This is a genomic window from Bradyrhizobium sp. CCBAU 21365, assembly GCF_015291305.1.
In the GTDB taxonomy this organism is placed as follows: Bacteria; Pseudomonadota; Alphaproteobacteria; order Rhizobiales; family Xanthobacteraceae; genus Bradyrhizobium; species Bradyrhizobium elkanii.
Map to the genome: position 1 here is coordinate 2894364 of NZ_CP030036.1, position 22017 is coordinate 2916380.

General features: G+C 63.3%; 27 protein-coding genes and 1 tRNA gene. 12 read left to right on the forward strand and 16 right to left on the reverse strand.

Going from position 1 to position 22017, the window contains the following annotated elements; translation table 11 throughout:
• Positions 1–126 precede the first annotated feature (126 nt).
• Together XI02_RS13290 and XI02_RS13295 are read right to left on the reverse strand one after the other, a co-directional pair.
• Positions 127–1797, reverse strand: coding sequence for a bifunctional UDP-sugar hydrolase/5'-nucleotidase (locus XI02_RS13290; protein WP_172648382.1), 1671 nt, complete (start codon positions 1795–1797; stop codon positions 127–129).
• Between the two features lie 61 nt (positions 1798–1858).
• Positions 1859–2620, reverse strand: coding sequence for a crotonase/enoyl-CoA hydratase family protein (locus tag XI02_RS13295; RefSeq protein WP_069278638.1), 762 nt, complete (start codon positions 2618–2620; stop codon positions 1859–1861).
• A gap of 411 nt (positions 2621–3031) precedes the next feature.
• Here XI02_RS13295 and paoA point away from each other — a divergent pair, with 411 nt between their 5' ends.
• The 3 genes from paoA to paoC are packed head-to-tail and all read left to right on the forward strand — an operon-like array spanning position 3032 to position 6852.
• A complete protein-coding gene (gene paoA, locus XI02_RS13300) occupies positions 3032–3673 on the forward strand; it encodes an aldehyde dehydrogenase iron-sulfur subunit PaoA (protein ID WP_016844561.1) in 642 nt (213 codons plus the stop codon).
• The gene (locus tag XI02_RS13305) at positions 3670–4620 is read left to right on the forward strand and encodes a xanthine dehydrogenase family protein subunit M (RefSeq protein WP_172648381.1); all 951 of its coding nucleotides are present in this window, start codon (positions 3670–3672) and stop codon (positions 4618–4620) included. The genes paoA and XI02_RS13305 overlap by 4 nt, the downstream gene beginning before the upstream one ends.
• 30 nt (positions 4621–4650) lie before the next feature.
• The gene (paoC, locus tag XI02_RS13310; protein WP_172648380.1) at positions 4651–6852 is read left to right on the forward strand and encodes an aldehyde oxidoreductase molybdenum-binding subunit PaoC; all 2202 of its coding nucleotides are present in this window, start codon (positions 4651–4653) and stop codon (positions 6850–6852) included.
• Positions 6853–6920: 68 nt separating this feature from the next.
• Here the strand turns inward: paoC and XI02_RS13315 are convergent, their stop codons facing one another.
• The gene (locus tag XI02_RS13315; RefSeq protein WP_016844544.1) at positions 6921–7649 is read right to left on the reverse strand and encodes an alpha/beta fold hydrolase; all 729 of its coding nucleotides are present in this window, start codon (positions 7647–7649) and stop codon (positions 6921–6923) included.
• A 114-nt stretch (positions 7650–7763) separates the two neighbouring features.
• Entirely contained in the window at positions 7764–8327 is a 564-nt protein-coding gene (locus XI02_RS13320) for a DinB family protein (protein WP_069278642.1), read from the reverse strand.
• A 144-nt stretch (positions 8328–8471) separates the two neighbouring features.
• Between XI02_RS13320 and XI02_RS13325 the strand changes: the two genes are divergently transcribed.
• Both XI02_RS13325 and XI02_RS13330 read left to right on the forward strand, forming a co-directional pair.
• Positions 8472–9164 carry a VOC family protein gene (locus XI02_RS13325; RefSeq protein WP_172648379.1) on the forward strand — a complete coding sequence of 231 codons (693 nt, stop codon included), beginning with the start codon at positions 8472–8474 and terminating at the stop codon, positions 9162–9164.
• A 75-nt stretch (positions 9165–9239) separates the two neighbouring features.
• Positions 9240–10307, forward strand: a complete 1068-nt coding sequence (locus tag XI02_RS13330) for a lytic transglycosylase domain-containing protein (protein ID WP_172648378.1) — start codon at positions 9240–9242, stop codon at positions 10305–10307.
• 44 nt (positions 10308–10351) lie between these two features.
• Here XI02_RS13330 and XI02_RS13335 read toward each other — a convergent pair whose 3' ends face one another.
• Complete coding sequence (locus XI02_RS13335) at positions 10352–10756, reverse strand: DUF1330 domain-containing protein (protein ID WP_244980730.1); 405 nt, start codon at positions 10754–10756, stop codon at positions 10352–10354.
• A gap of 114 nt (positions 10757–10870) precedes the next feature.
• Here XI02_RS13335 and XI02_RS13340 point away from each other — a divergent pair, with 114 nt between their 5' ends.
• From XI02_RS13340 to XI02_RS13350, 3 genes are all read left to right on the forward strand, one after another.
• Entirely contained in the window at positions 10871–11863 is a 993-nt protein-coding gene (locus XI02_RS13340; protein ID WP_172648377.1) for a LysR family transcriptional regulator, read from the forward strand.
• 289 nt (positions 11864–12152) lie between these two features.
• Positions 12153–12362 carry a cold-shock protein gene (locus XI02_RS13345; protein ID WP_016844538.1) on the forward strand — a complete coding sequence of 70 codons (210 nt, stop codon included), beginning with the start codon at positions 12153–12155 and terminating at the stop codon, positions 12360–12362.
• Positions 12363–12466: 104 nt separating this feature from the next.
• Positions 12467–12724, forward strand: coding sequence for a hypothetical protein (locus XI02_RS13350; protein ID WP_172648376.1), 258 nt, complete (start codon positions 12467–12469; stop codon positions 12722–12724).
• Positions 12725–12838: 114 nt separating this feature from the next.
• Here the strand turns inward: XI02_RS13350 and XI02_RS13355 are convergent, their stop codons facing one another.
• Complete coding sequence (locus tag XI02_RS13355) at positions 12839–13081, reverse strand: hypothetical protein (protein WP_057015229.1); 243 nt, start codon at positions 13079–13081, stop codon at positions 12839–12841.
• Positions 13082–13170: 89 nt separating this feature from the next.
• Here XI02_RS13355 and XI02_RS13360 point away from each other — a divergent pair, with 89 nt between their 5' ends.
• Positions 13171–13413, forward strand: a complete 243-nt coding sequence (locus tag XI02_RS13360) for a hypothetical protein (RefSeq protein ID WP_311990059.1) — start codon at positions 13171–13173, stop codon at positions 13411–13413.
• Positions 13414–13435: 22 nt separating this feature from the next.
• Here the strand turns inward: XI02_RS13360 and XI02_RS13365 are convergent, their stop codons facing one another.
• On the reverse strand, positions 13436–13669 hold the full coding sequence (locus tag XI02_RS13365) for a hypothetical protein (RefSeq protein ID WP_057015230.1): 234 nt from the start codon (positions 13667–13669) through the stop codon (positions 13436–13438).
• A 51-nt stretch (positions 13670–13720) separates the two neighbouring features.
• The gene (locus XI02_RS13370) at positions 13721–14170 is read right to left on the reverse strand and encodes a hypothetical protein (protein ID WP_157183439.1); all 450 of its coding nucleotides are present in this window, start codon (positions 14168–14170) and stop codon (positions 13721–13723) included.
• Between XI02_RS13370 and rpsU the strand changes: the two genes are divergently transcribed.
• The gene (gene rpsU, locus XI02_RS13375; protein WP_075968627.1) at positions 14165–14470 is read left to right on the forward strand and encodes a 30S ribosomal protein S21; all 306 of its coding nucleotides are present in this window, start codon (positions 14165–14167) and stop codon (positions 14468–14470) included. The two genes, XI02_RS13370 and rpsU, sit on opposite strands and share 6 nt — an antisense overlap.
• A gap of 33 nt (positions 14471–14503) precedes the next feature.
• Positions 14504–14755: a hypothetical protein gene (locus XI02_RS13380; RefSeq protein WP_141713520.1), complete on the forward strand. Its 252-nt coding sequence runs from the start codon at positions 14504–14506 to the stop codon at positions 14753–14755.
• Positions 14756–15024: 269 nt separating this feature from the next.
• Here XI02_RS13380 and XI02_RS13385 read toward each other — a convergent pair whose 3' ends face one another.
• A complete protein-coding gene (locus XI02_RS13385) occupies positions 15025–16803 on the reverse strand; it encodes an acyl-CoA dehydrogenase (protein WP_172648375.1) in 1779 nt (592 codons plus the stop codon).
• Between the two features lie 220 nt (positions 16804–17023).
• On the opposite strand from XI02_RS13385, the gene XI02_RS13390 reads away from it, so the two are divergent.
• A tRNA-Gln gene (locus tag XI02_RS13390) sits at positions 17024–17098 on the forward strand.
• 18 nt (positions 17099–17116) lie between these two features.
• Here the strand turns inward: XI02_RS13390 and XI02_RS13395 are convergent.
• The 7 genes from XI02_RS13395 to XI02_RS13425 form a co-directional block, all read right to left on the reverse strand.
• On the reverse strand, positions 17117–18421 hold the full coding sequence (locus tag XI02_RS13395) for a hypothetical protein (protein ID WP_194483406.1): 1305 nt from the start codon (positions 18419–18421) through the stop codon (positions 17117–17119).
• A gap of 238 nt (positions 18422–18659) precedes the next feature.
• The gene (locus XI02_RS13400) at positions 18660–18914 is read right to left on the reverse strand and encodes a hypothetical protein (RefSeq protein ID WP_194483407.1); all 255 of its coding nucleotides are present in this window, start codon (positions 18912–18914) and stop codon (positions 18660–18662) included.
• Positions 18911–19696, reverse strand: a complete 786-nt coding sequence (locus tag XI02_RS13405; RefSeq protein WP_194483408.1) for a hypothetical protein — start codon at positions 19694–19696, stop codon at positions 18911–18913. The genes XI02_RS13400 and XI02_RS13405 overlap by 4 nt, the downstream gene beginning before the upstream one ends.
• Before the next feature lie 13 nt (positions 19697–19709).
• The gene (locus tag XI02_RS13410) at positions 19710–20183 is read right to left on the reverse strand and encodes a hypothetical protein (protein ID WP_194483409.1); all 474 of its coding nucleotides are present in this window, start codon (positions 20181–20183) and stop codon (positions 19710–19712) included.
• 100 nt (positions 20184–20283) lie between these two features.
• The gene (locus tag XI02_RS13415) at positions 20284–20505 is read right to left on the reverse strand and encodes a hypothetical protein (protein WP_194483410.1); all 222 of its coding nucleotides are present in this window, start codon (positions 20503–20505) and stop codon (positions 20284–20286) included.
• Positions 20502–20846, reverse strand: coding sequence for a hypothetical protein (locus XI02_RS13420; protein ID WP_194483411.1), 345 nt, complete (start codon positions 20844–20846; stop codon positions 20502–20504). Before XI02_RS13420 ends, XI02_RS13415 begins: the two co-directional genes overlap by 4 nt.
• 76 nt (positions 20847–20922) lie before the next feature.
• Complete coding sequence (locus tag XI02_RS13425; RefSeq protein ID WP_194483412.1) at positions 20923–21762, reverse strand: helix-turn-helix transcriptional regulator; 840 nt, start codon at positions 21760–21762, stop codon at positions 20923–20925.
• Positions 21763–22017 lie beyond the last annotated feature (255 nt).

Consider the following 22017-nt stretch of genomic DNA (forward strand, 5'->3'; position numbering starts at 1 on the left):
GGACGCATGATCCGGAAAAGTGCGCAGCGGTTTTCCGAACAAGATCATGCAAGAGCAGGCCCTAATCTAGGCCGTTAGCGGCGTTCCGGAAAGGGCCGCGTGCCATGACGAAGACGAGTTTGCGGCTCAATTGATCCGCTCGATCCGCTTGCCTGCCGTCGGGCCCACCGGGCTGTTGGCCTTGAAGTAGGCGTAGAGTGCATCGACGTCGTAGATGCCGAACTGCTGCGCGGTTCCTTGCTTGAACACCGTGAAGCCGTCGCCGCCCTCGGCGAGATAATTGTTCACCGTGACGCGGTAGCTCGCGGCCGGGTCGATCGGTTTGCCGTCCAGCGACATCCGTGCGGCGATGATGCGCGCGCCGTCGCCCTTGCTCGCATCCCACGCATAGGAGAACCCCTTCGAGACCTGGAGGGCGCGCGGCCGCTTCGGATCGGCCCATTGCTGCTCCAGCGCGTCCTTGAGCTGCTTGCCGGTCAGCGTCATCGTCACGAGCTGGTTGCGGAACGGCTGGCTGGCGAAGATATCCGCGTAGGTCACCGCGCCGTCCTCGCGCTTGACGATGTCGGTGCGCACGCCGCCGGGATTGGTGAAGGCGATCACCGCGCCGCCATTCGGCTCAGCGCTGGTTGCAAGCAGCTGTGCATCGGCGACGATGTCGCCAAGCGGGCTCTCGCCTGTCTCGCTCGGTGTGCGCGACAATGTTTCGGTGACCGAGCCTGCCGCGCGGCTCGCGATCGGTGCGGCCAGCCGGTCGTAGGATTCCAGCAGCGCGCTCTGCTCGGGGTCCTTGGCGGTGCCGGCGATCCGCACGATGGTGTTGGCGGCCCTGGCGCTGATCACGTCATGGCTGTTCGGATCGAGCTGAAGATCGATCGCGGTGACCAGGGTGCCGTATTTGTCGCCGGAGGTGACGAGCCGCCCGTCGATCTCGCAGACATAGGCCTGGTGGGTGTGGCCGGAGACCACGACGTCGACCGCGCGATCGAACTTCTTGACGATGTCGACGATCGGCCCGGAGATCCCTGGACATTCATTATAGTCGCCGGTCGGAAAGCCGCCTTCGTGGATCAGCACCACGATCGCCTCGACGCCCTTCGCCTTCAGCTCGGGGACCAGCGCATTGACGGTCTCGGCCTCGTCGCGGAAATCGAGGCTCGCGACGCCGGCCGGCGACACCAGGTTCGGGGTGTTCTTCAGCGTCAGCCCGATGAAGGCCACTGGAATCCCGTCGAACTGCTTGATCTCGTAGGGCGGAAACACCGGCTTGCCGGTCGCCTTGTCGATCGTAGAGGCGGCGAGATAGCGGAATTTGGCCCCGGTGAACGGGTGCGGCCCCTGGCATTTGTCGACCGGATGGCAGCCGCCATTCTGCATCCGCAGCAACTCGTCCTTGCCCTCGTCGAATTCGTGATTGCCGACCGAGGAGATCGCAAGCCCCATCAGCGAGAGCGACTCGATGGTCGGCTCGTCGTGAAACATCGCCGACAGGAACGGGCTCGCGCCGATCAGGTCGCCGGCCGCAACGAAGATGTTGTTCTTGTTGCCCTCGCGCAGCTGCTTGACGACGGTGGCCATCCGTTCGGCGCCGCCGGCGGGCTCCATGATCTTTTTGGTCGCGTCTGTGGGATCGGTGATGCGGATGCCGCCCGGCGGCGGCCGCAGATAGCCGTGGAAATCGTTGATCGCGAGAATGCGCAAGTCGACCGGCTCCGCGGCCTGCGCCAGGCAGGGGCTTGCTGCGGCCAGTCCGAACGCGCAGGCCGCGGCGAGAGGGGAAAGGCGGGGCTGTCTCATGACCTGTCCATGGAGCACGGGATCATGGCGCCGCGCCACTACAATTTTGCGACGCTTCGTTTCAATCCTTCGGGCGAGCCATGAATGCCTTGAACGCCTCGACTGCTTCCGTGGAGCGCATCCGTTCGCTGAACAGATGGTTCTCCTGCTCGATGCGGCGGGTGACGTCCTCCGGCGGCAGCCGGATCAGGCGCCGCGAGATCGCCACCGCCTCGGCCGGCAGCGCGCAGATCTCGCGCGCCACCTTGTGCGCCTCCACCTCGGCATGCCCCGGCGCCACCACGGTGTTGACGAAGCCGGCGACGCGGGCGTCGTCGGCCGACATGGTGCGGCCCATCACCAGCATCGCGAAAGCACGCTGGTGGCCCATCATGCGCGGCATCAACAGGCTTGAGGCGCCTTCCGGCACCAGGCCGAAATTGGAGAACGGCGTCGAGAACAGCGCGGTCTTGCTGGCGAGCACATAGTCGCAGTGAAACAACATGGTGGTGCCGATGCCCATCGCGACGCCGTCGACGGCGGCGATGATCGGCTTCACATTGTGGGCCAGCGAATACAGGAACTTGACGAGGTCGGAGGCCGGCGGCGTCTCGCCGGTCGAGGTGCCCTGCGCGAGCAGGTCCTCGATGTCGTTGCCCGCAGTGAACACGCCGGAGCCGCCGGTGATGATCAGGCAGCGGATCTTCGGATTGTTCTGCGCCTTGTCGATCGCGTCGCTGATCGCGCGAAACATCTCCTGGGTGATCGCGTTCTTCTTCTCGGGCCTGCGCAGCCGGATCACGCGCGTGGCGGCTTCGTCGGTTACTATGACATGCGCGGTCATCGAGCGGTCCCAGGGTCGGCCGGCATCGTCGCCGGTGGAGGTCGTACCGCCATCCTACATGATTGGGTGCAAGCCCCAAGAGCTCCAGCGTGTTCCGGGCCGCTTTTCCCTGTGGGCGAGCATGAAAACGGCGCAATGCAGCTAACCGGAATTTCGCGATTCCGGGCAGGGGACGTTGGTCGTAGGCCGGACCTGTACGACGATGCTGCCGCGCAGGCCGGCCGCGCCTGATGGCGCTGCTGCCTCCCAGGAGCGGTTCAGGAGCGGCCGCGGCGCTCGCGACGAGTTTAGCTTCCCCGCGAGAAACATTCCGCCGTTCGCGGCATTCCCCCCTTTGCTGACAGGCCGAGCAGACCTCGACACGTCGTTGTCGTTGGTTCCGCGTCCGGCTGACTTGAGGAGAGCGGCGGCATGCAGATCTCCGGACGTTTGGAACTATCGCGGCGCCATCTGTTGATTGTTGGAGCTGCCTCGCTTGCGGCGTCGTCGATCGCGACGCCTCCGCCTGCGGCCGCCCAAGCTGCCCCGACCGGAGCGCCCGTGATGACGAGAGTATCCTTCGACGTGAACGGCGAAACCCACCAGCTCGAGCTCGACACCAGGACCACGCTGCTCGATGCCCTGCGCGAGCACCTGCATCTGACCGGCACGAAGAAGGGCTGCGATCATGGCCAATGCGGCGCCTGCACCGTGCTCGTCGACGGGCGGCGGATCAATTCCTGCCTGACGCTCGCCGTGATGCATCAGGGCGACGAGATCACGACGATCGAGGGGCTCGGTACGCCGGACGGCCTGCATCCGCTGCAGGCGGCGTTCGTCGAGCATGACGGCTATCAATGCGGTTATTGCACGCCGGGCCAGATCTGCTCGGCGGTCGCCGTGCTTGCCGAGGTCAAGGCCGGGATCCCGAGCCATGTCACGGCGGATCTGAATGCGCCGCTGCGACTGACCAATGCCGAGCTCCGCGAGCGCATGAGCGGCAATATCTGCCGCTGCGGCGCCTATTCCAACATCGCCGAGGCGATCAGCGAGGTCGCCGGGAGGAGCGCATGAGATCATTCAGCTATGAGCGCGCCGCCTCGCCGGGCGCGGCGGCCGCAGCGGCCGCCGGCACCGCGAACGCCAAGTTCATCGCCGGCGGCACCAATCTGCTCGACCTGATGAAGCTCGAGATCGAGACGCCGGCGCATCTGATCGACGTCAACGACCTGGCGCTCGACCGCATCGAGGAGACCGCGGACGGCGGCCTGCGGATCGGCGCGCTGGTGCGCAACACCGATCTCGCCGCCGATATACGCGTGCGGCGCGACTATGGCGTGCTGTCGCGCGCGCTGCTCGCCGGTGCTTCCGGCCAGTTGCGCAACAAGGCGACGACCGCGGGCAATCTGCTGCAGCGGACGCGCTGTCCTTATTTCTACGACACCAATCTGCCCTGCAACAAGCGCAAGCCCGGCAGCGGCTGCGCCGCGATCGGTGGCTTCAGCCGCCAGCATGCGGTGGTCGGGGTGAGCGATGCCTGTATCGCGACCCATCCGAGCGACATGGCGGTGGCGATGCGCGCGCTCGACGCGACCGTGGAGACGGTGCGGCCCGACGGCACCACGCGCAGCATCCTGATCGCCGAGCTGCATCGTCTGCCTGGCGACAGCCCCGAGATCGAAACCAGCCTGGAGCGGGGCGAACTGATCACCGCGGTGGTGCTGCCGAAACCGGTCGGCGGCGCGCAGGCCTATCGCAAGGTGCGCGACCGCGCCTCTTATGCGTTTGCGCTGGTCTCGGTTGCCGCGATCGTGCAGCGCGACGGCACCGGCCGTGTCGCGCTCGGCGGCGTGGCGCACAAGCCGTGGCGCGTCGAGGCGGCGGAGGCGGAATTGCCTGCTGGCGCCAAGGCCGTCACCGCGCGCCTCTTTGCCGATGCGAAGCCGACCAAGGACAATGCGTACAAGCTGCCGCTCGCCGAGCGAACGCTGGCGGCGGTGCTGCGCGAGGCCAGGGCTTGAAACGAAGGCTTAAGATGAGGGCCTGACATCATGCGTTTTGAACATCCCGCCACCTTCAATCCGATCGACCAGCTCAAGGTGATCGGCCACCCGACCAGCCGGATCGAGGGGCCGCTCAAGACCACCGGCACCGCGCCTTACGCCTATGAGCGCCACGACGTTGCGACCAACCAGGCTTATGGCTACGTGGTCGGATCGGCGATCGGCAAAGGGCGGATCGGTTCGATCGATCTTGAGGCGGCAAAGGCTGCGCCCGGCGTGCTCGCCGTCGTCACAGCGGACAATGCCGGCAAGCTCGGCAAGGGCGAGCGCAATGCGGCGCCGCTGCTCGGCGGGCCCGAGATCGCGCATTATCACCAGGCTGTCGCGATCGTCGTCGCCGGGACCTTCGAGCAGGCGCGGGCCGCGGCGCAACTGGTCCGGATCGACTACGTCAAGGGCGACGGCAAGTTCGATCTCGCCGCGGAGCGGGACAAGGGCATCACGCCGCACCCGTCATTCGGCGGCCCGGCTGACACCGCCGTCGGCGATTTCGCCTCCGCCTTCGCTGCTGCGCCGGTGCAGGTCGACTCCACCTACACGACGCCCGATCAGGGTCACGCGATGATGGAGCCACATGCTTCGATCGCGGCCTGGGACGGCGACAGGCTCACGGTCTGGACCTCCAACCAGATGATCGCCTGGGGCGCCGAGGACATGGCGAAGACGCTTGGCATCCCCAAGGAGAACGTCCGTCTGGTGTCGCCCTATATCGGCGGCGGCTTCGGCGGCAAGCTGTTCCTGCGCGCCGAGGTGCTGCTCGCCGCGCTCGGCGCCCGCGCGGCCGGCCGTCCGGTCAAGGTCGCGCTGCAACGTCCGCTGATGTTCAACAACACGACGCACCGTCCGGCGACGATCCAGCGCATCCGCATCGGCGCCGAGCGCGACGGCAAGATCACCGCGATCGGCCACGAAAGCTGGTCCGGCAACGTCAAGGACGGCGAGCCCGAGATGGCGGTGAGCCAGACGCGGCTGCTCTATGCCGGCGCCAGCCGGATGACGGCGACGCGGCTTGCGGCGCTCGATCTGCCGGAGGGCAATGCGATGCGCGCGCCCGGAGAAGCCTCCGGCATGATGGCGCTCGAGATCGCGATCGACGAGCTCGCCGACAAGCTCGGCATCGACCCGGTGGCGCTGCGCATCAGCAACGACACCCAGGTCGACCCCGAGCATCCGGAGCGGCACTTCTCGCAGCGGCAATTGGTGCAGTGCTTGAGCGATGGCGCGGCGCGGTTTGGCTGGGACAAGCGCAACCCGAAACCCGGCGAGGTCCGCGACGGACGCTGGCTGGTCGGGATGGGCGTCGCCGCGGCGTTCCGCAACAATCTCGTGACCAAATCGGCGGCCCGCGTTCGTCTCGACCAGAACGGCATCGTGACCGTCGAGACCGACATGACCGACATCGGCACCGGCTCCTACACCATCATCGCGCAGACCGCCGCCGAGATGATGGGCGTGCCGCTCGAGAAGGTCACGGTGCGGCTCGGCGATTCCGACTTTCCGGTGTCCTGCGGCTCGGGCGGGCAGTGGGGCGGCAACAATTCGACCGCCGGCGTCTATGCCGCCTGCACCAAGCTGCGCGAGACCATTGCGCAGAAGCTCGGCTTCAACTCCGAGGAGTCGGTGTTTGCCGACGGCGTGGTCCGCTCCGGCAATCGCAGCGTGCCGCTGGCGCAGGCCGCCGGCGGCGGCGACCTCGTGGCGGAGGATGCCATCGAATATGGCGATCTCGCGAAAACCTACCAGCAGTCGACCTTCGGCGCGCATTTCGTCGAGGTCGGCGTCGATGCCGACACGGCGGAGATCCGGGTGCGGCGGATGCTGGCGGTCTGCGCGGCGGGCCGCATCCTCAATCCGAAGGCGGCGCGCAGCCAGGTGATCGGCGCGATGACCATGGGCGTCGGCGCTGCGCTGATGGAGGACCTCGTGGTCGACAAGCGTCACGGCCTGTTCATCAATCACGACCTTGCGGCCTATGAGGTGCCGGTCCATGCCGACATCCCGCATCAGGAGATGATCTTCCTCGACGAGACCGACCCGATGTCGTCGCCGATGAAGGCCAAGGGCGTCGCTGAGCTCGGCATCTGCGGGGTCGCCGCCGCGATCGCCAATGCGGTCCACAACGCGACCGGCGTTCGCGTGCGCGACTATCCGATCACACTCGACAAGCTGCTCGCGGAGATGCCGGTCTAAAGCGCGACGAGATTAGGTCGAATCGTCATCGCGCTCAGAAAACCGCTTCGCACTTTCCGGATCGCGCTCTAGCCGCGCCCGACGAACGAGCCGATGCCCCGGCCGATCGCAGCGCCGTGCTGAAACAGCGCGCCGAGGTGATCGCCGGGCACCGACATCGCGTCGAGGCCGTTCTCTGCGGCGAAGCGCTGCATCGGCGCATGCGGTCCGTCGTCCTGCCCGTTCCACAGCAGCACCGGCACGCGCGAGGACAGTACGGCGTCCTTGGCGCCATCGACCTGGCCGAGCGCATTGAAGCAGGCGCGCACGCCGCCTTCGAGATCCGGCGTCACCCATTCGGCAAGCTCCGGCACGGTGCGACGGGCAAAGGTGATGAAGGCGCCGTAGGTCAGCGGGCCGGCATTGCCGCGCGGCAGTCCAGTGAGAAAGTCCCAGCCGCCGATCGCCAACGACGCCAGCCGTGCCGGGAAAAACCGGGCGACGCCGACCGCGACCCACCCGCCCATCGAGTGTCCCACCACATGGGCGCGCTCGCCGCCGAGATCGTCGATCACGGCGACGATGTCGCCGGCGCGCTGCGCCTGATTATAGAGTGCCGGATCGGCGGGCTTGTCGCTCAGGCCATGTCCGAGCGAATCGACGCAGGCGACACGAAAGCGATCGGCAAGCGCGTCGACCACGCCGCATTGCTTCCAGCTCGCGGCGTCAAGCAACAGGCCGTGCTGCAGCACGATCAGCGGCCCGGATCCCTCGACGGTGTAATGGATGCGCTGGCCCCGGTGATTGGCGAATGGCATTGATAGAGTTCCCCATGTTTCACCGACAGGTGAGCGTGGCAGCGCCCGGATTCAAGCCCTCGTTCCGGAACGGGAACCGTCCCGCACCGCCCGATCGCGGGCGGAACCTCGCCTTCAGCCGCCCCACACGGTGGCTTCGCTCCAGCCGAGATCCCTGAACTCCGCCGCCCGGAGCGGCGCTTCGCCGGCGGCGAAGAACTCGTCGAGCTGCGGCGGCTTCACTGTGGTCTCCGAGAGCATCGCGTGGGCCTGGCCGCGATGATGGATCTGGTGCTGAAACAGATGCATCAAGAGGCGGTCGCGTCGCTCGGTCTGCACCGAGGTGTCGCGGTTGACCTTCACGATGTCCTCGAGCCGCTCAGGCGTCAGCGCATCGCAGTGCACGATCAGCCGCTGATCGATCGCGCGCTGGGCGTCTTTCAGCTGCGCCACCGACGGGTAGGGCACCTCGTTCGCCCAGGCCTTCGGGCCGAGCCAGCCGCCTTCGAGCGCGTCGATATAAAACAGGTCGATGACATGAATGTGGTTCAGCGTCGCCTGCAGGCTCGGGAAGAACCCGGTCCGCGCGGCGGCGAACTCCGCCTGGCTGAGACCGGCGCAGGCCGTGAGCAGGCGATGATTGGCCCAGGCATTGTTGTACGCAAAGGCGCGAAAAGTCTGAACGAGGCCTGCTTGCATATCGGTCCTCACTGGATTGACTGTTTCAGCCGGGCTCGGCGGCCAGCCGGCCGATCCACGACAGCGATCGTGGTGCTTGCGTTGCTGACTTGATCCTCGCATAGCTAATCCATCGTGGTGCACTTCATCCGAGGACGGCAGCAGATGCAACTGGCAAAGAACGTGATCGACGTCGGCCTTTCCTCCAACGATCTCGAGCCGATGCTGCGGTTCTGGCAGCAGGATGCCGGACTTCGCTTCGATCACGTGCAGCCGATCCGCCGCGGGCAGAAGCAGTACCGGCACGACGCGCAAGGTTCGGTCATCAAGCTCAACCATCATGTCGAGCCGCTGCCGGATGCGGCGCCGAGCGGCTATCGCGAACTGGTCATTGCGCGCGCGGGAGTCGAAACGCCGCAACACATGCACGATCCCGACGGCAACCGGGTTTGCCTGGTTGCGCCCGGACATGACGGCATCACCCAGATCGCCGTCGCGATGGCGGTGCGCGACCTCGCCGCGCATCGCAGGTTCTACGGCGACATCCTCGGCTTCACCGAGCAATCATGGTCGGGCGGTCCGGCGTTCCGCCTCGGCGACAGCCTGATCCTGCTCGAGGAAGATGCTGCCGCGACGGTCGATCCGATCCGGCAGGCGCGCGGCTGGCGCTACATCACGCTGCAGGTCGCCGATATCGACGCCGTGCATGATGGGCTGCGCGCCAAGGGCGTGCGGGAAGGCCTTGCGCCGGTGACGCTCGGCGAGGTCGCACGGATCTCCATGATCCTCGATCCCGATGGCAACTGGATCGAACTGTCTCGTCGCGCATCGATCGTTGGGAGCCTGTCCAACCGCTAGGCAGCAAATTTTCTGCCCGCCCGCGCGGCGCCGATGATATGATTCCGCGAATGCATCCAATTTGATGATCGCTTTATGCAGTCGATTTTCAGGCCGCGGCGGGTTCATCGATCGATTTTGCCAGCGGCTGTCGGCTCGGCTTGCCTGCTGCTGTTCGTCCCCGTCGCAAGCGCCCAACCTCTCGGCAATCCAGCGGTGACGCCCTCCGCGCAGCGCGCAGAGCCGGCGCAGACAGAAACATCGCAAACGGAAACGTCTCGTCCGGATAGCAACGCCGGAGTGAGCAACGCTGAGGCCGATCGGTCGGCGTCCGATCAGCAATCGTCATCCGCTCCATCGCCGGCGCCAACACCTTTGCGTCCTAAGCCCGATGGGCCGCCGCAATACTGCAAAGCGTTGGAGCAGGCTGCATTGGAGAACGGCCTGCCGCCGGATTTCTTCGTCCGGCTGATCTGGCAGGAAAGCAATTTCGATCCCAATTCCGTCAGTTCGGCCGGTGCCCAGGGGATCGCCCAGTTCATGCCCGGTACGGCGCGGTGGCGCGGTCTGGTCGACCCGTTCGAGCCATTGCCTGCCTTGCAGGAATCGGCGCGCTGGCTCCGCGAGCTGCGCGCGCAATTCGGCAATCTCGGCCTTGCAGCGGCCGCCTATAATGGTGGTCCACGGCGGGTTCAGGATTGGTTGGCGGGACGCGGAAACCTGCCGGGCGAAACACGCGCCTATGTCAGGATCATCACGGGCAAGTCTGCCGAAGAATGGGCGCAGGGTTCGCTCGAGGACCGAGTCCACACCGACGCGGCCATGGCTTGCGGTGACATCGTGCGCGGCATGCTCGTTCGGGCGCTTCCCGCGAGCCCAAGAGAGTCCGTGACAATCGCACAGCAAGCTGCGTGGGGACCCTGGGGACTGCAATTGGCCGGCGGCCGGTCGCAATCGCGGGTCCTCGCCGACTACCAGCAACTTCAGAAACGATTTGCATCCGTGCTCGATCGCACACCGCTCGTTCTGAGATCGCGCATGGCCGGACCAGGCTCGGCCACCTGGTATCTGCTCCGGGTCGCCGAGACGACCCGTGAGCGGGCTAACCAGTTGTGCGCCCGATTGGAGGCAGTCGGCGGGCGCTGCCTGGTGTTTCGGAATTAGGTGGCGCGACGTTGCAGGTCGCCGCGATCGACGGCGTGATCAGGCTAATTGGCGACAGAGCCCTCGACCGCAAATGTGTGGTACCTGGCGTATTTCTCGCCGACGGCCCGAACTTGCACGTAGGCTGGATCGTGTCGCCAGGCCCAAAGCGCGTCCATGCTCGGATACATATAGATGACGACGCGCTTGGGTGGATTTCCATCGACGGCAACGACCTGCGAACCGGTTGCCGCAGCGCCTGCAGCCGCAATCAGCTTTCCGCCATGTGCCTTGATGATCTCCTTCGCCTGCGGGAGATAGTCCCTCGCATAACCATCGGGATCGGTGACCTCGATTTGGCCGATCAGATAGGCGGGCGGCCTGGCTTCGCCGTGCAGTGCTTCGCTGCCAAGCGCGCCGATCGCGGTACAACCCAACACGACCAGAGCCATCCTGCCTCCAGAATTCATGGGAGCCTCCTCCACTGTCGCAAGCCGCAGCCGGACGGGACTTTCCGCGAGGCTTCCAAATACGTCCAATACATATATTTTCTCAGATCTTATGCTCGAATGGTATAAGCGGGCATGAACCTTCAACAGGCCCTCACGTTTTTGACGGTGGCCGAACTCGGCACGGTCTCAAAGGCCGCATTGCGGTTGCGTGTCGCCCAACCCGCTCTGTCCAGGCAAATCATCGGTCTCGAACGGGAGCTCGGCTTGCAGCTCTTCGACCGTGTCGGGCGCCGGCTTCTGTTGACTGGCGAAGGCGAGCAGTTGATTGCGGGCTGCCGTCTGCTGCTCAACAGCGTCAATTCGCTGAAAGAGCAGGCTCAGCTGCTCCGTCAAGGAGATACCGGGGTCCTGAGGATCGCTGGCTCGCCGCAACACATCGAGAGCGTGCTGTCAGAATTTCTCCACCGGTACGCGGAGCGATACCCTAGGGTCGAGGTCAGGATCAGGGAGGGGACAGGCAGCGAGATATTGGCGATGCTCGAACGCGGGGAAGTTCATCTCGGGCAAAATCTGCTGCATGCCGTCAGACTGAACGAACAGCACTTCGGCAGCCTTCCGCTTGGATCCGTGCAGTTACTGGCTGCTTGCCATCCGTCGATGCCGCTTGGTCCTCGTCGCACGATCGAGATCGCTGACCTCGCCGAACTTCCGTTGCTGCTGCTGGACAGCGGGTTCGGATTTCGGCGTGCTTTCGATGCAACAAGTCGTATGGCGGGGCTGAAACCGAAGATCATGTTCGAGAGTCGCAGTCCGCACACCTTGCTGGCACTCGCCGAGGCGGGGCACGGCGTCGCGATCGTTCCCTCCCAGCTTCAGTGCTGGCGCTACGAACTAAGAATTGTCGGTCTCACGCACAGGCGCCGTGTGTTGCAGGAGCCCCTGACCATCTCATGGGACAAGCGGCGTCCGTTGCCTCGTTTCGCGACCGACTACTGTGCAATGCTGGGAGCGCATATGCGGAAGACGTTTCCGATCACGCGCCCGACTGAGCCGGCAGCGGCAAAAGCAAGTGTTCGGACGCGCGCCAGGCGAGTTCCACGCAAGGCGAAAAGTCCGGGCGGTTGAATGTTGCGATTTGCGCCCGCGCCATCACACTGAGTTCCCCGACGGCGCAAAGCCCTTACGCGAAACATGGTTCGGTTTATCGGAACGGCAGCTCGGTGCAACTCCGCTCACCCGATCGCCGGCGCTTCCGAGCTTGTCCTAGCGGATTAAGTGTGTATGCTTGCAGCGTTCGATTTGCCGTTGTGCCTTGTTGAATGGTCAAAGCGGCCCTTTTCCAAAGAACATCGTCGGTTGAAGGATGATGCGGAACCAAGCGCGAATTCACGTGCGTCCGCTTTGGAGAAGACAAATGCCTACAGGTACTGTGAAGTGGTTCAACGGCCAGAAGGGCTTCGGTTTCATTCAGCCCGATGATGGCACGAATGACGTGTTCGTTCACATCAGCGCTGTCGAGCGGGCCGGACTTGGCGGTCTCGCCGAGGGCCAGAAGCTGTCGTTCGAACTCAAGATAGACAAGATGCGTGGCAAGACCAGCGCCGAAGATCTTCGGCTGGCTTGAATCGATCTGTCATTCCACGGATGTACTGGGATGACAGCCGCGGCCCGCTCGATCCTCTGATGGGTTGAGTGGGTCTCGCTGCTTTTCAAAGGGCTCATTCGCTCATGGCCAAGAAGCCGGAAGAACTTTCTGCCGAGCGCCTGGCCAAGGCCCAGCGCCAGCGGCTTGCCGCCGAGGCCGGCGCGCAGGCAATCGCTGAGGTCGAGCGCGACGCGATCGCCGTGCGCAAGAACATGGTGCGTCTGCGGGCTCTCCGTGAAGCGCGTGACGCCGAGGCGGCCGCGCAGGCTGGCCCTGCACCCGCTGGCGCGGCATCTGTGGCTGCCAAAAGAACCAAACGGGTCAAGCGCATTGTGCGCTAAGCCGCGCAATCACGCACGTCTCCGAGTCCGTCGCTGATGCGTTGCTGAAGCGGACCTGTGGCTTCGCGGCCTCGGCCGCCACGTTCAGGCCGCGAAGCCAGGCAGTGGCCCGAACTATTTGGGACGATCGGCTTCCTTCCTGTTCGCCGCCTTCAGTCTGATCCTGATGTAGTCAGTGATATCGCCGGCCGCATCACGCAGATCCTGTTCCGTCAGGCCTTGCTGTCCCGCCATCTCGATGCACCGGCGCGCCAACTCGGCAACGTCCTGCGAGGCACCCGGCGTTCCATACTGCTCAGCAGCGTGGACGCTGTTTTCAATCCAGAAATCAAGGAACTCTCTCGCTTTTGCGGTCATGACTCACCCGGACGGCTCGCGTGCCTCTGTCCTCATCGGCCACATTCCGCGGTTTTCGCAGGAACAATCGAGAGCCGGGGTAAATTACCATGCCGATGACGCGCTATTATTTCGATCTTCGTGACGGCCGCGGCCTGGCGATCGACGAAGAGGGTATGGAGATGTCCAGCTTCGGTGCGGTTCAGGAGGAGGCTGCGCGCGCCTTGGCCGACGTCATTCGGGATTCCTTTCGCGGTCACAATTTCCATCAGATTGCCATCGAGGTCCGGGACGGCAACGGGCCCGTGCTTGAGGTGGCTATCGCTTGGCGCAGTTGCCGGCTGGATTCTTGAGTTTGGCTGCGCAGCGCGGCAGCTAGCACCTTGTGATGCCCAGACTGAGACTGACCTGAAACAGCGGCCCTTCGTCCGTCCGGACCTCAAACGCCAGCAGCCTGTGTTTGTCCAAAGGCAGGTTCTCCTTGGCTATGCTGAGCAATGACTGCATCGCTTCGTGCGCGGCAGTTTCCTCGTCGCGTAGCTCGATGCCCTGTTTGTCGGCATAGAGTTGCTCGCCGTTGCGGATATCGAAATAGAAGCGGGTTGCCATCTTCGGCTCCCTTTTGTGGCGGGAGCTGCCCAGGCTCTCAGGTGCCGGCGCTCAATAGTCATCCGGCAGCGCCGTACTCTGCGCCTGTTGGAGCGAATTTGCTACGCGGCAACGATGGAGATTTTTGGGGAACCGCTTTTCGCGTTCGCGGTCAAGCCGCCGTCGCCGTTCAGCCATGATCTCGCCGTGGCTGAACCGTCGGATATAATTCTCACGATCTGCGATCGCGTCTTGCATAGCTGAGATAAGTGCATAGGTGTGGTGGATCGACTGGCCTTGAGCCTTGTAGATCGGTCCCGCAGGACCTTTTTCCAAAGACATCGTCGGATGAAAGCGAGGACGCGTGCTGGTAGCACCGCGGCTGAAGCTTCCGCGACGTTGTCGGTCGGCTGCCGTTCCACGGATGTACTGGAATGGCAGTGCGGCCCGCTCTGTCACTGATAGAGCGGGCTCTTGTTCATTCAATGTGCGTTGTACCGCGAGAGAGGTAATCCGTTGCAAGTTCTTGTCAGGGACAACAACATCGACCAGGCGCTTCGAGTTCTAAAGAAGAGGTTGCAGCGCGAAGGCGTCTTTAGAGAGATGAAGCGCCGCAGATCGTTCGAAAAGCCATCGGAAAAAAGGGCTCGAGAGAAATCCGAGGCCGTGCGGCGAGCCCGCAAGCTTGCCCGCAAGCAAGCGATACGGGATGGATTGATCGCGGCGCCTCCGCGGAAACCCAAATTCCCGGCGTCCAAACCTTCGGCGCCAAGGCAATCACCACAATCGCCACAGCAAGCAGGCGGCACACGGGAGACCTAGCCCGTACCGATCCTGCTGGAAGGATCGTGCAAGATGACGCGGCGAACTTATCGAGGCAACGGATGCCTCCAGGAACGCATCTCCGATGAGATCTGTCGTCGGCGAGCCGTGGATCGGGATGTTCGTTCGCGGCACGACGACCGACGGCGACGTGCGCAAAACCTGGCCGGAACGACCATTAACGCAATGGCGGATCATGCCGCCAGCCAGTTCGATCAGGCCGCTCGCAAGCGTGACTTGCTCGACGGCCCCGAGGAGTTTCGCGCGTTTCGCGCGGACCGCTGACAGACGTATGATTCGGCGGTAGACGCAAAATTCGATGTCGTCCCGGGCAAGCGAAGCGCGACCCGGGACCCATAACCACAAATGCCGATTGGTTTGCAAAGCTGGAGCCACAGCTCGTTTTAAAACGGAACGCTGTGGTTGTGGGTCCCTGCTTTCGCAGGGACGACAGTTGTGATGAGGCACGTCGTGTGCATCAAACGTGCGAGAAGGACCCTTGGCGAGCACAGCGCTTTGGGCCCTCTCACTTCGCAATGACGGTGGAAAGTATCTTACCCCGCCAGCACCGCATCCGCGCCGGTCACCGCCTCGGCGCTTTCGGTCACGGTCTTTTCCAGCGACGGCGCCTGCACGGCGATGTTCTCGGCGAAGAAGCGCGCCAGTGCGACGTAGCGCTGCGGCTCGGCTTCGCCGTTCGCCTTGGCGGCCAGCGCTTCGCCGGCAAGCATGCAGCCGCCGAGCGTTGCGGCGAACAGCCGCAGATAGGGCGTTGCGCCGGCGAGTGCCTCGTTCGGCGCTGAGGCGAGGCGCTCGAGCAGCCATCTGCTGGTGCGCTCCAGCGCGGCGAGCGCGTCGCGCAGCTTGGTGCCCGTGGTGCCGAACGCCGGATCGTTGGAGGTCTCGACCTGCTTGATGACGGCAGCGAGCTCGTCGAGCAGCGCCCACACCGAGGCGCCGCCATTGGCGCCGAGCTTGCGGGTGACGAGGTCGATCGACTGGATGCCGTTGGTCCCCTCGTAGATCGAGGTGATGCGGGCATCGCGGTAATGCTGCGCGGCGCCGGTCTCCTCGATGAAGCCCATGCCGCCATGGACCTGCACGCCGAGATAGGCGACCTCGTTGCCGATGTCGGTGGAGAAGGCCTTGGCGATCGGGGTCAGCAGCGCGCCGCGGGCCGCGGCCTCGGCGCGCACCTTGGCGTCCTTGGCGCGCACCGAAACGTCGAGCGCGACCGCGGTGGCGTAGCAGATCGTGCGCGCCGCCGCCGTCATGCTGCGCATCTGCATCAGCATGCGCTTGACGTCGGGATGCACGATGATCGGATCCATCCCGTCGCTCTTGTGGCCGATAGCTTTCCCTTGCCGACGCTCCTGCGCATAGGCCAGCGCCTGCTGATAGGCGCGGTCGGCAATGCCGACGCCTTCGAGGCCGACGCCGAGGCGGGCCTGGTTCATCATCGTGAACATGCAGCGCATGCCCTGGTTTTCCTCGCCGATCAGATAACCGATCGCGCCACCCTTATCGCCCATCGTCATGGTGCAGGTCGGCGAGGCGTGCATGCCGAGCTTGTGCTCGACGCCAGAGGCATGGATGTCGTTGCGCTCGCCGAGCGAGCCGTCGACGTTGACCAGGAATTTCGGAACCAGAAACAGCGAGATTCCCTTGGTGCCCGAGGGCGCATCGGGCAATCGCGCAAGCACGAAATGCACGATGTTGTCGGTCATGTCGTGCTCGCCATAGGTGATGAAGATCTTGGTGCCCTTGAGGCGGTAGGTGCCGTCATCCGCGCGTTCGGCGCGGGTGCGCAGCGCGCCGACGTCGGAGCCGGCATTGGGCTCGGTGAGCTGCATCGTGCCGGTCCACTCGCCGGTGACCAGCTTCTCGAGATAGGTCTTCTTCAGCTCGGCGCTGCCATGGGCATCGAGCGCCTCGATCGCCGACAGCGTCAGCAGCGGGCAGAGGCCGAACGCGACATTCGACGCGCTCCAGATCTCGGTGCAGGCGGCGTTGACCGCGAGCGGCAGGCCCTGGCCGCCGAACGCTTCCGGCCCCGACACCGCGTTCCAGCCCGCGGCGGTCCAGCGCTGGTAGGCGTCGGGCCAGCCCGGCGCGGTCGTCACCTTGCCGTTGTCGAGCTTGATGCCGTGCTCGTCGCCGACACGATTCAGCGGCGCCAGCACATCGGAGGCGAACTTGCCGGCTTCTTCCAGCACCGCAGCGGTGATGTCGCCGTCGAAATCGCCGTAGTGGCCGGCCTCCACGGCGGCAGCGAGCCCCGCACCGTGATTGAGGGACAGCAGGATATCGTTGATCGGCGCGCGGTAGGTCATGGCGTTACTCCCGACGAGGCGTTTGCGAATTGTCATCCCACGAAACAAGCGGCCCCTCAACTGGCCGAGCGGACATCGTGCGGTCTGTTTCGGCCACCGCGGCGTCGCCCTATAATGAGAGTACCGTCATCATCCTGCGGCTTTCGCGCCTTTTCGACCGCCGCCCTGTTGAAATGGCGGGACTCACCCTATAGACCGACGTGGCCTTCGATCGGCGCGTTGGGGCGTAGCCAAGCGGTAAGGCAGCGGATTTTGATTCCGCCATTCGGAGGTTCGATCCCTCCCGCCCCAGCCATCCTATCGCTTTGATTTATCAGGCGGTTTTTGACGGTTCTTGTTCTGTATTCTGAACGCCGTCCGCCGTCGCATTCTGAACATCTGTTGCCATTTGGTTCGCCAGCATGTGCGCGTGGCGCTTCCGCGTCGCCGACAGCATGCGGGCCTCCGTCCGCTTGGCATACCCGGCATAGCTCTCCCGGGTGCGGTGGGCCGACAGCGCACGGCCCTGTCCCTCGGTCAGTTCCGCCTCCTCGAGCTCGGTCATACCGCCGTGCCGGCAGGCGTCCAGGGTGAACTCCTTCGGCAGGCCGATGTCCTTCCTCATGCGCTGGACGATCTTCTGCATGCCGGAGAACGAGTAGGGCTTTGAAGCGGTCTTGTCGTCCTCCTCCGGGCTGCGGCGCTTGGGGACGATCTCCCGCAAGATCATTGGCACGCCGCGCCGCGCCAGCTTGGCCAGCACGAGTTCGGCGTCCTCATAGAATTTCACGACCTCGCCGGACGGAAGACGCTCTTCTAGCGGGTGATCGATCACGGCACCGGTCTTGTGGTGCTCGATCCTGATCGTCGGTTTTGGTCCGGCTCGGTAGCCCGTCCATTTGATATGACCGGCGATCACGTTCTCCGGGCGCTGCAGCCACTCGAAGCAGATTACGGCGGCGGCGCCGCACTCCGGTTCTCCGCGCTCCACGCAGCCATGAGCGAACTTGTAGACCTGCTCTCGCGTGACGGCGTGCTTCACCAGCTTGACCCTGGTTGCCATCGTGACGCCCAGCCAAGGATTCGGGATGTCGGACGGAAACTCGGCGGGGTGGATCCGGTGGACGACGCGCCATGCCTTGCGGCAGAGCACGACGAGCTTTTCAGCGGTCCGCAGCCGGTTGCCTTTCCCGCCTTTCACGAACGCATCGTACAGCTTGTCCGCACCCAGCGGCGTCACCGACTTGATCGGCCGGCCGCCGACGCGATCGGCGCGCTTCGTCAGCGTGTCGCAGATCTCGCGCATATTCCATTCGTAGTTCCGGCGCGACCGCGGCTTGACCTTTTCGAGGTAGGCGCGGCTCTGTCTGTATTCTCGGAAAAGCCAATCGATCGTGCCGATGCGCGGTGCGGCGTCGCTCGAGACTGGTAGTCCCTTGCGGGCATCCATCCATTCGTCGAAGAGGCCGTTCAGCGTCGCGGCTCGACCATCCTCGCCGCACGCCTTGGCGTAGTCGGTGCCCAGCGGCTCGCTCGGCACCGGGCAGCCCATCTTCCGATAGCGCGTGGGGACGTTGTAGTAGAAGGCCGTCTTTCCGGACGCCAATTTCTTCGGGATGACGTGGCGAGGGAGCTCCACGTTCACAAATCCGCGGCGATGTCGGTTACCGGGAGCACTTCCGACGGCAGAATTGCCGCGTCCAGATCGTCCCTCAGCCATAGCTGCCTGCGTCCATCCTTCACCCTGGGCAAAGGATACTCCTTGCCGACGCGCTTAAGGAAGGCCTCGGCCGTCGGTTCCCCGCAATACCCAGCCGCCAAGTCCACCGGCATGCGCCGGGGCCAGGATCCGGCCGGTATCGCTGCGGGGCGCCGGCTCATTGCAACAACCCGACCAAAATCACTGGCACCACGATCGAGACGATCGTAGCGAACAAGATCAGGCGTCGGGTCGCGCGCCAGTGCGTGAAGCTCTCTTCCCGCGCCTCCGTGAGAGAATGAACCAGCAGATCCAGCTTCAGGTTCACTGGATCCTGAGGTGCAGGAGACGGACGCGGCATCGCCTGGGGAAGGGCCGCCGCGTCCGCCGTGCCGACGTCAGTGGTGGGGCGTGCTGACATCGGGTTATTCATGAGTGCGAACTCGCAAGCCGCCTCGCGAGACGTCTGCTGATTGCTGCGAGCTGATAGGGATTGATGGCGCAGGCGCACGCTAATTTCGATGCCTGATCTATCCGTGCCATGAAGAGAATAAAGCTGGCGGCCTCGTTGCAATCGCGGCGAGAATCAAGTCGGACAGTGCAGCATGCCTCGAACATCAATTTGTCGAATGCCCATCTGCGGGCTTCGACTTCTATACGTAGATCATAGAGACCGGAATGGCGCTGATCTTCGATCAAAGCTTCAGTCAGTTCCTTGAGAGACTTCAGCTGCTGGATCTTTCGCTCCTTCAAATAAAGGATATCGATCCAGCCGCGATCTCGGGCGTCCTTGATCAGCCTATCGTAGAACCGGACAATCTCGCTGGGAAAGCTGGTCTCTGCGCCTGCGCTCAAGCGAACGGTCGGGTAATCGAGTTGCCGGTTCTGAGGTAGTTCCTTTTCCTTGTTCCGAAGTTGCTTCTTGGCGGTCACCAAGTCGCGAAATGCGCGTCTTACGTCTCGAAACAGAATGGGCGCAGAACGATCTCCGTTCCTCGCTTTCCTAATCGATCGAATGAATGCCACTGCGCGTTTGCGCGTGTCGCCGTAGAGGATGTCGCTGAACGAGCTCTGATTTTTGAGAGCGTGAGAAGGCTCAGGGAATTTCTTCGGCCGTGCGGCTGCACCATTTGGCGCTTTCGCTGTGGTGCAAGTACTTAAGAAGACCGGCGGCACGAACACGGGGGTCGGTGCGGAGGCATTTTGCTCGAGCATAGCGAAACCTCCGTCAGGTGCTGGCGATTGACAGGTGCGATGTCTTTTCGATCATCGCAGCGCGCTGAAAGCGGATGACGTCCTTCGCGAGTGAGAGCAGGAGATTGGTATGCAACTCGTCGAGTTGGATCCCACCGGGAAAGTCCGTCCAGTCGTCTACGACGGCTTCGACAAGTCCGGCCTTCGCGCGAAGTCCATCCAATGTGGACGGATTCATATCAAGGACTGCACAAAGTGCCCGATCGGCGCGCGATCGGCAGATATCGTCGCAGAAGGCGGCAAACTCGGAATCGGTTGGATCAATCTTGTACGGCGCCTTTCCGGCGGCCATCTGCATCGCGCATTCTATGCAGCTCTCGATGAGATCCGCATCGGGATGATCCGGCCGCTTCTTAACGCTGCGCCGCGGAGGCCGTGATTTGCCGATTTGGCCGAAGTCGATAATCGCGGCTTGGCTGGATTCTGCAGTGGTGGTAGCTCCGGTCATTGTCATAGCCCCGTTGTGATGGTCTCGATGAGCGTCGGACATCCGCAGGCGGTCGAGATATCCGCAGGCGGTTGAGAAATCTGCAGGTGGTCGAGCGAACTCACGGGAGCGCCTTCCTCACGAAGCGAAAGGGGCGGACCTTGCGGTATTGGAGCGGGATGGTTGGATCCGGGATCGACGGGCGGTCACCGGTCGCGATGAAAGGGTCGCCGTTGAACATCACCACTTCGGGATAGGCGCCACCGACCTCGACCACGACGTGGCCGGTCTCGGTGAAACGGTCGTCGACGCCGATGAGCTTGATCGCTTGGGAGCGGATCATTGCGCCCTCCAGCCGTAGAAGTCGGCCCAGAGCGGTTCGGTCTGCTCATAGAAGTGCTGGAGCAGCGAATCGGCGCGATCGTAGGCAGCGTCGAGATGCTTGAGCTGCCAGCCAAGATCGAACTTGGTGCTGCCGCCGACGATGGCGAGTTCGACGGCGAGCGCGCCGATCTTGCGTTGCTGCTCCGGCGTCAGGCGGTCCCAGGCTGACGTTGCCTCGGCTGTGTCGAAGGCGGTGACCTCTCCAAACGTCGGCAGGCGATCGTCAGGAGGGACCGCTGCCCGCAGGGAGGGGGTTTGTGCCGTGTCTGTCGGCTCAAGCCTTGAAGGGGGGTGAAGCAAGGTAGGCTCCCGTCTTGGGTGACGGAAGCCACAATGAATTAATGCACGATATTCGTCAAGTGGATGGTGAAATAATTCACCTAACAGATTGGAGAAAATTGATCACGGCGGCCATGTTATCCTTTATGACGTATTGGACTTCACCAACCACCCGATATTCGTCGTTTCCCAAATAGTGGTCCAGGAGAACGCGAGCTATTAGCGGTCGCTTGGTTTTAGGTGTGTTCGTTTCGTAGTCCTTGTCGTGAGCGCTCAATAGTTCCCAGCCGGGCACGCCATCACGCCGGCGTCGGATTAGCCGCACGGTCGTTTCGATCTTGAAAGCGTTCTTAGAGCGGCGTTCCACTATCACCGCGCCGCCAGAAAGATCCTCAAAGCCAGGAGCTTTCAAGAACGTATTGGCCATGGCGTCGTTAGGCTTTGTGCAGAAAAGCAGATCGCCTTCGTCGGCGACTATATTTGCGCTCGCGTCTCTCGCTACGAAAGCGAAACATTCATTTGGCTCGTGTATGGTGCTCGTAATATGCAGCGACCCGTAATCAAAGTAATTGACCGGTCCTGCATCCCGCCAAACGCCGACGGCGACATCTCCAATTATCAGTGTAACCTTAAATGCGTGAGTCCTTGATCGCTCTTTTGGATTACCGGGCTTGTAGAGGGTCGAGCTATGGGCGGTGATAAGGCTCAATTCGGCTGTGTCTTTAGCCTCTAGGAAAGGGGCCAGATTAATTTTGCTGAAGTCTGCAATTTTCTCCAGAGTAGACATCGAAAGTTTGAATTTGTGCTTCGGATCGTTCAGCGCACGGGTCAGCGTCGAAGCGGAAATGCCGGCTTTCTTGGCGAGTGCTCCGGGTTTGAGGTTTTTGTCCTCAAGAACGTAGCGGACGTAGGCTAGGGCTGCGGCGTCAAAGTTCATGGCCTACCATATTGCAAAGTTCATGCACGAAAATGTGCATGAATGCATTTTCTTGTTGTGGCGTCAGCCCATATCGTGCATAAATTCACTTTATGGGTATTTCGAGCCAAATCACGGCGATGGAACTGCGCCTAGCGGCGGCCCGCGTAACGCTTTCACAAGTGTTTGCCGCGGCAGATATTGATCGCTCCACATGGAGCCGCTGGCGCGCCGACAAGTCCAGTCCGACCTTAAGGAACTGGCAGGCTGTTAATC

Bases quoted from the DNA above. Each gene is read 5' to 3' on its own strand.
- XI02_RS13290 (WP_172648382.1), bottom strand. From the start codon at position 1,797: ATGAGACAGCCCCGCCTTTCCCCTCTCGCCGCGGCCTGCGCGTTCGGA.
- XI02_RS13295 (WP_069278638.1), bottom strand. From the start codon at position 2,620: ATGACCGCGCATGTCATAGTAACCGACGAAGCCGCCACGCGCGTGATC.
- paoA (WP_016844561.1), top strand. From the start codon at position 3,032: ATGCAGATCTCCGGACGTTTGGAACTATCGCGGCGCCATCTGTTGATT.
- XI02_RS13305 (WP_172648381.1), top strand. From the start codon at position 3,670: ATGAGATCATTCAGCTATGAGCGCGCCGCCTCGCCGGGCGCGGCGGCC.
- paoC (WP_172648380.1), top strand. From the start codon at position 4,651: ATGCGTTTTGAACATCCCGCCACCTTCAATCCGATCGACCAGCTCAAG.
- XI02_RS13315 (WP_016844544.1), bottom strand. From the start codon at position 7,649: ATGCCATTCGCCAATCACCGGGGCCAGCGCATCCATTACACCGTCGAG.
- XI02_RS13320 (WP_069278642.1), bottom strand. From the start codon at position 8,327: ATGCAAGCAGGCCTCGTTCAGACTTTTCGCGCCTTTGCGTACAACAAT.
- XI02_RS13325 (WP_172648379.1), top strand. From the start codon at position 8,472: ATGCAACTGGCAAAGAACGTGATCGACGTCGGCCTTTCCTCCAACGAT.
- XI02_RS13330 (WP_172648378.1), top strand. From the start codon at position 9,240: ATGCAGTCGATTTTCAGGCCGCGGCGGGTTCATCGATCGATTTTGCCA.
- XI02_RS13335 (WP_244980730.1), bottom strand. From the start codon at position 10,756: ATGAATTCTGGAGGCAGGATGGCTCTGGTCGTGTTGGGTTGTACCGCG.
- XI02_RS13340 (WP_172648377.1), top strand. From the start codon at position 10,871: ATGAACCTTCAACAGGCCCTCACGTTTTTGACGGTGGCCGAACTCGGC.
- XI02_RS13345 (WP_016844538.1), top strand. From the start codon at position 12,153: ATGCCTACAGGTACTGTGAAGTGGTTCAACGGCCAGAAGGGCTTCGGT.
- XI02_RS13350 (WP_172648376.1), top strand. From the start codon at position 12,467: ATGGCCAAGAAGCCGGAAGAACTTTCTGCCGAGCGCCTGGCCAAGGCC.
- XI02_RS13355 (WP_057015229.1), bottom strand. From the start codon at position 13,081: ATGACCGCAAAAGCGAGAGAGTTCCTTGATTTCTGGATTGAAAACAGC.
- XI02_RS13360 (WP_311990059.1), top strand. From the start codon at position 13,171: ATGCCGATGACGCGCTATTATTTCGATCTTCGTGACGGCCGCGGCCTG.
- XI02_RS13365 (WP_057015230.1), bottom strand. From the start codon at position 13,669: ATGGCAACCCGCTTCTATTTCGATATCCGCAACGGCGAGCAACTCTAT.
- XI02_RS13380 (WP_141713520.1), top strand. From the start codon at position 14,504: ATGACGCGGCGAACTTATCGAGGCAACGGATGCCTCCAGGAACGCATC.
- XI02_RS13385 (WP_172648375.1), bottom strand. From the start codon at position 16,803: ATGACCTACCGCGCGCCGATCAACGATATCCTGCTGTCCCTCAATCAC.
- XI02_RS13400 (WP_194483407.1), bottom strand. From the start codon at position 18,914: ATGAATAACCCGATGTCAGCACGCCCCACCACTGACGTCGGCACGGCG.
- XI02_RS13405 (WP_194483408.1), bottom strand. From the start codon at position 19,696: ATGCTCGAGCAAAATGCCTCCGCACCGACCCCCGTGTTCGTGCCGCCG.
- XI02_RS13410 (WP_194483409.1), bottom strand. From the start codon at position 20,183: ATGACCGGAGCTACCACCACTGCAGAATCCAGCCAAGCCGCGATTATC.
- XI02_RS13415 (WP_194483410.1), bottom strand. From the start codon at position 20,505: ATGATCCGCTCCCAAGCGATCAAGCTCATCGGCGTCGACGACCGTTTC.
- XI02_RS13425 (WP_194483412.1), bottom strand. From the start codon at position 21,762: ATGAACTTTGACGCCGCAGCCCTAGCCTACGTCCGCTACGTTCTTGAG.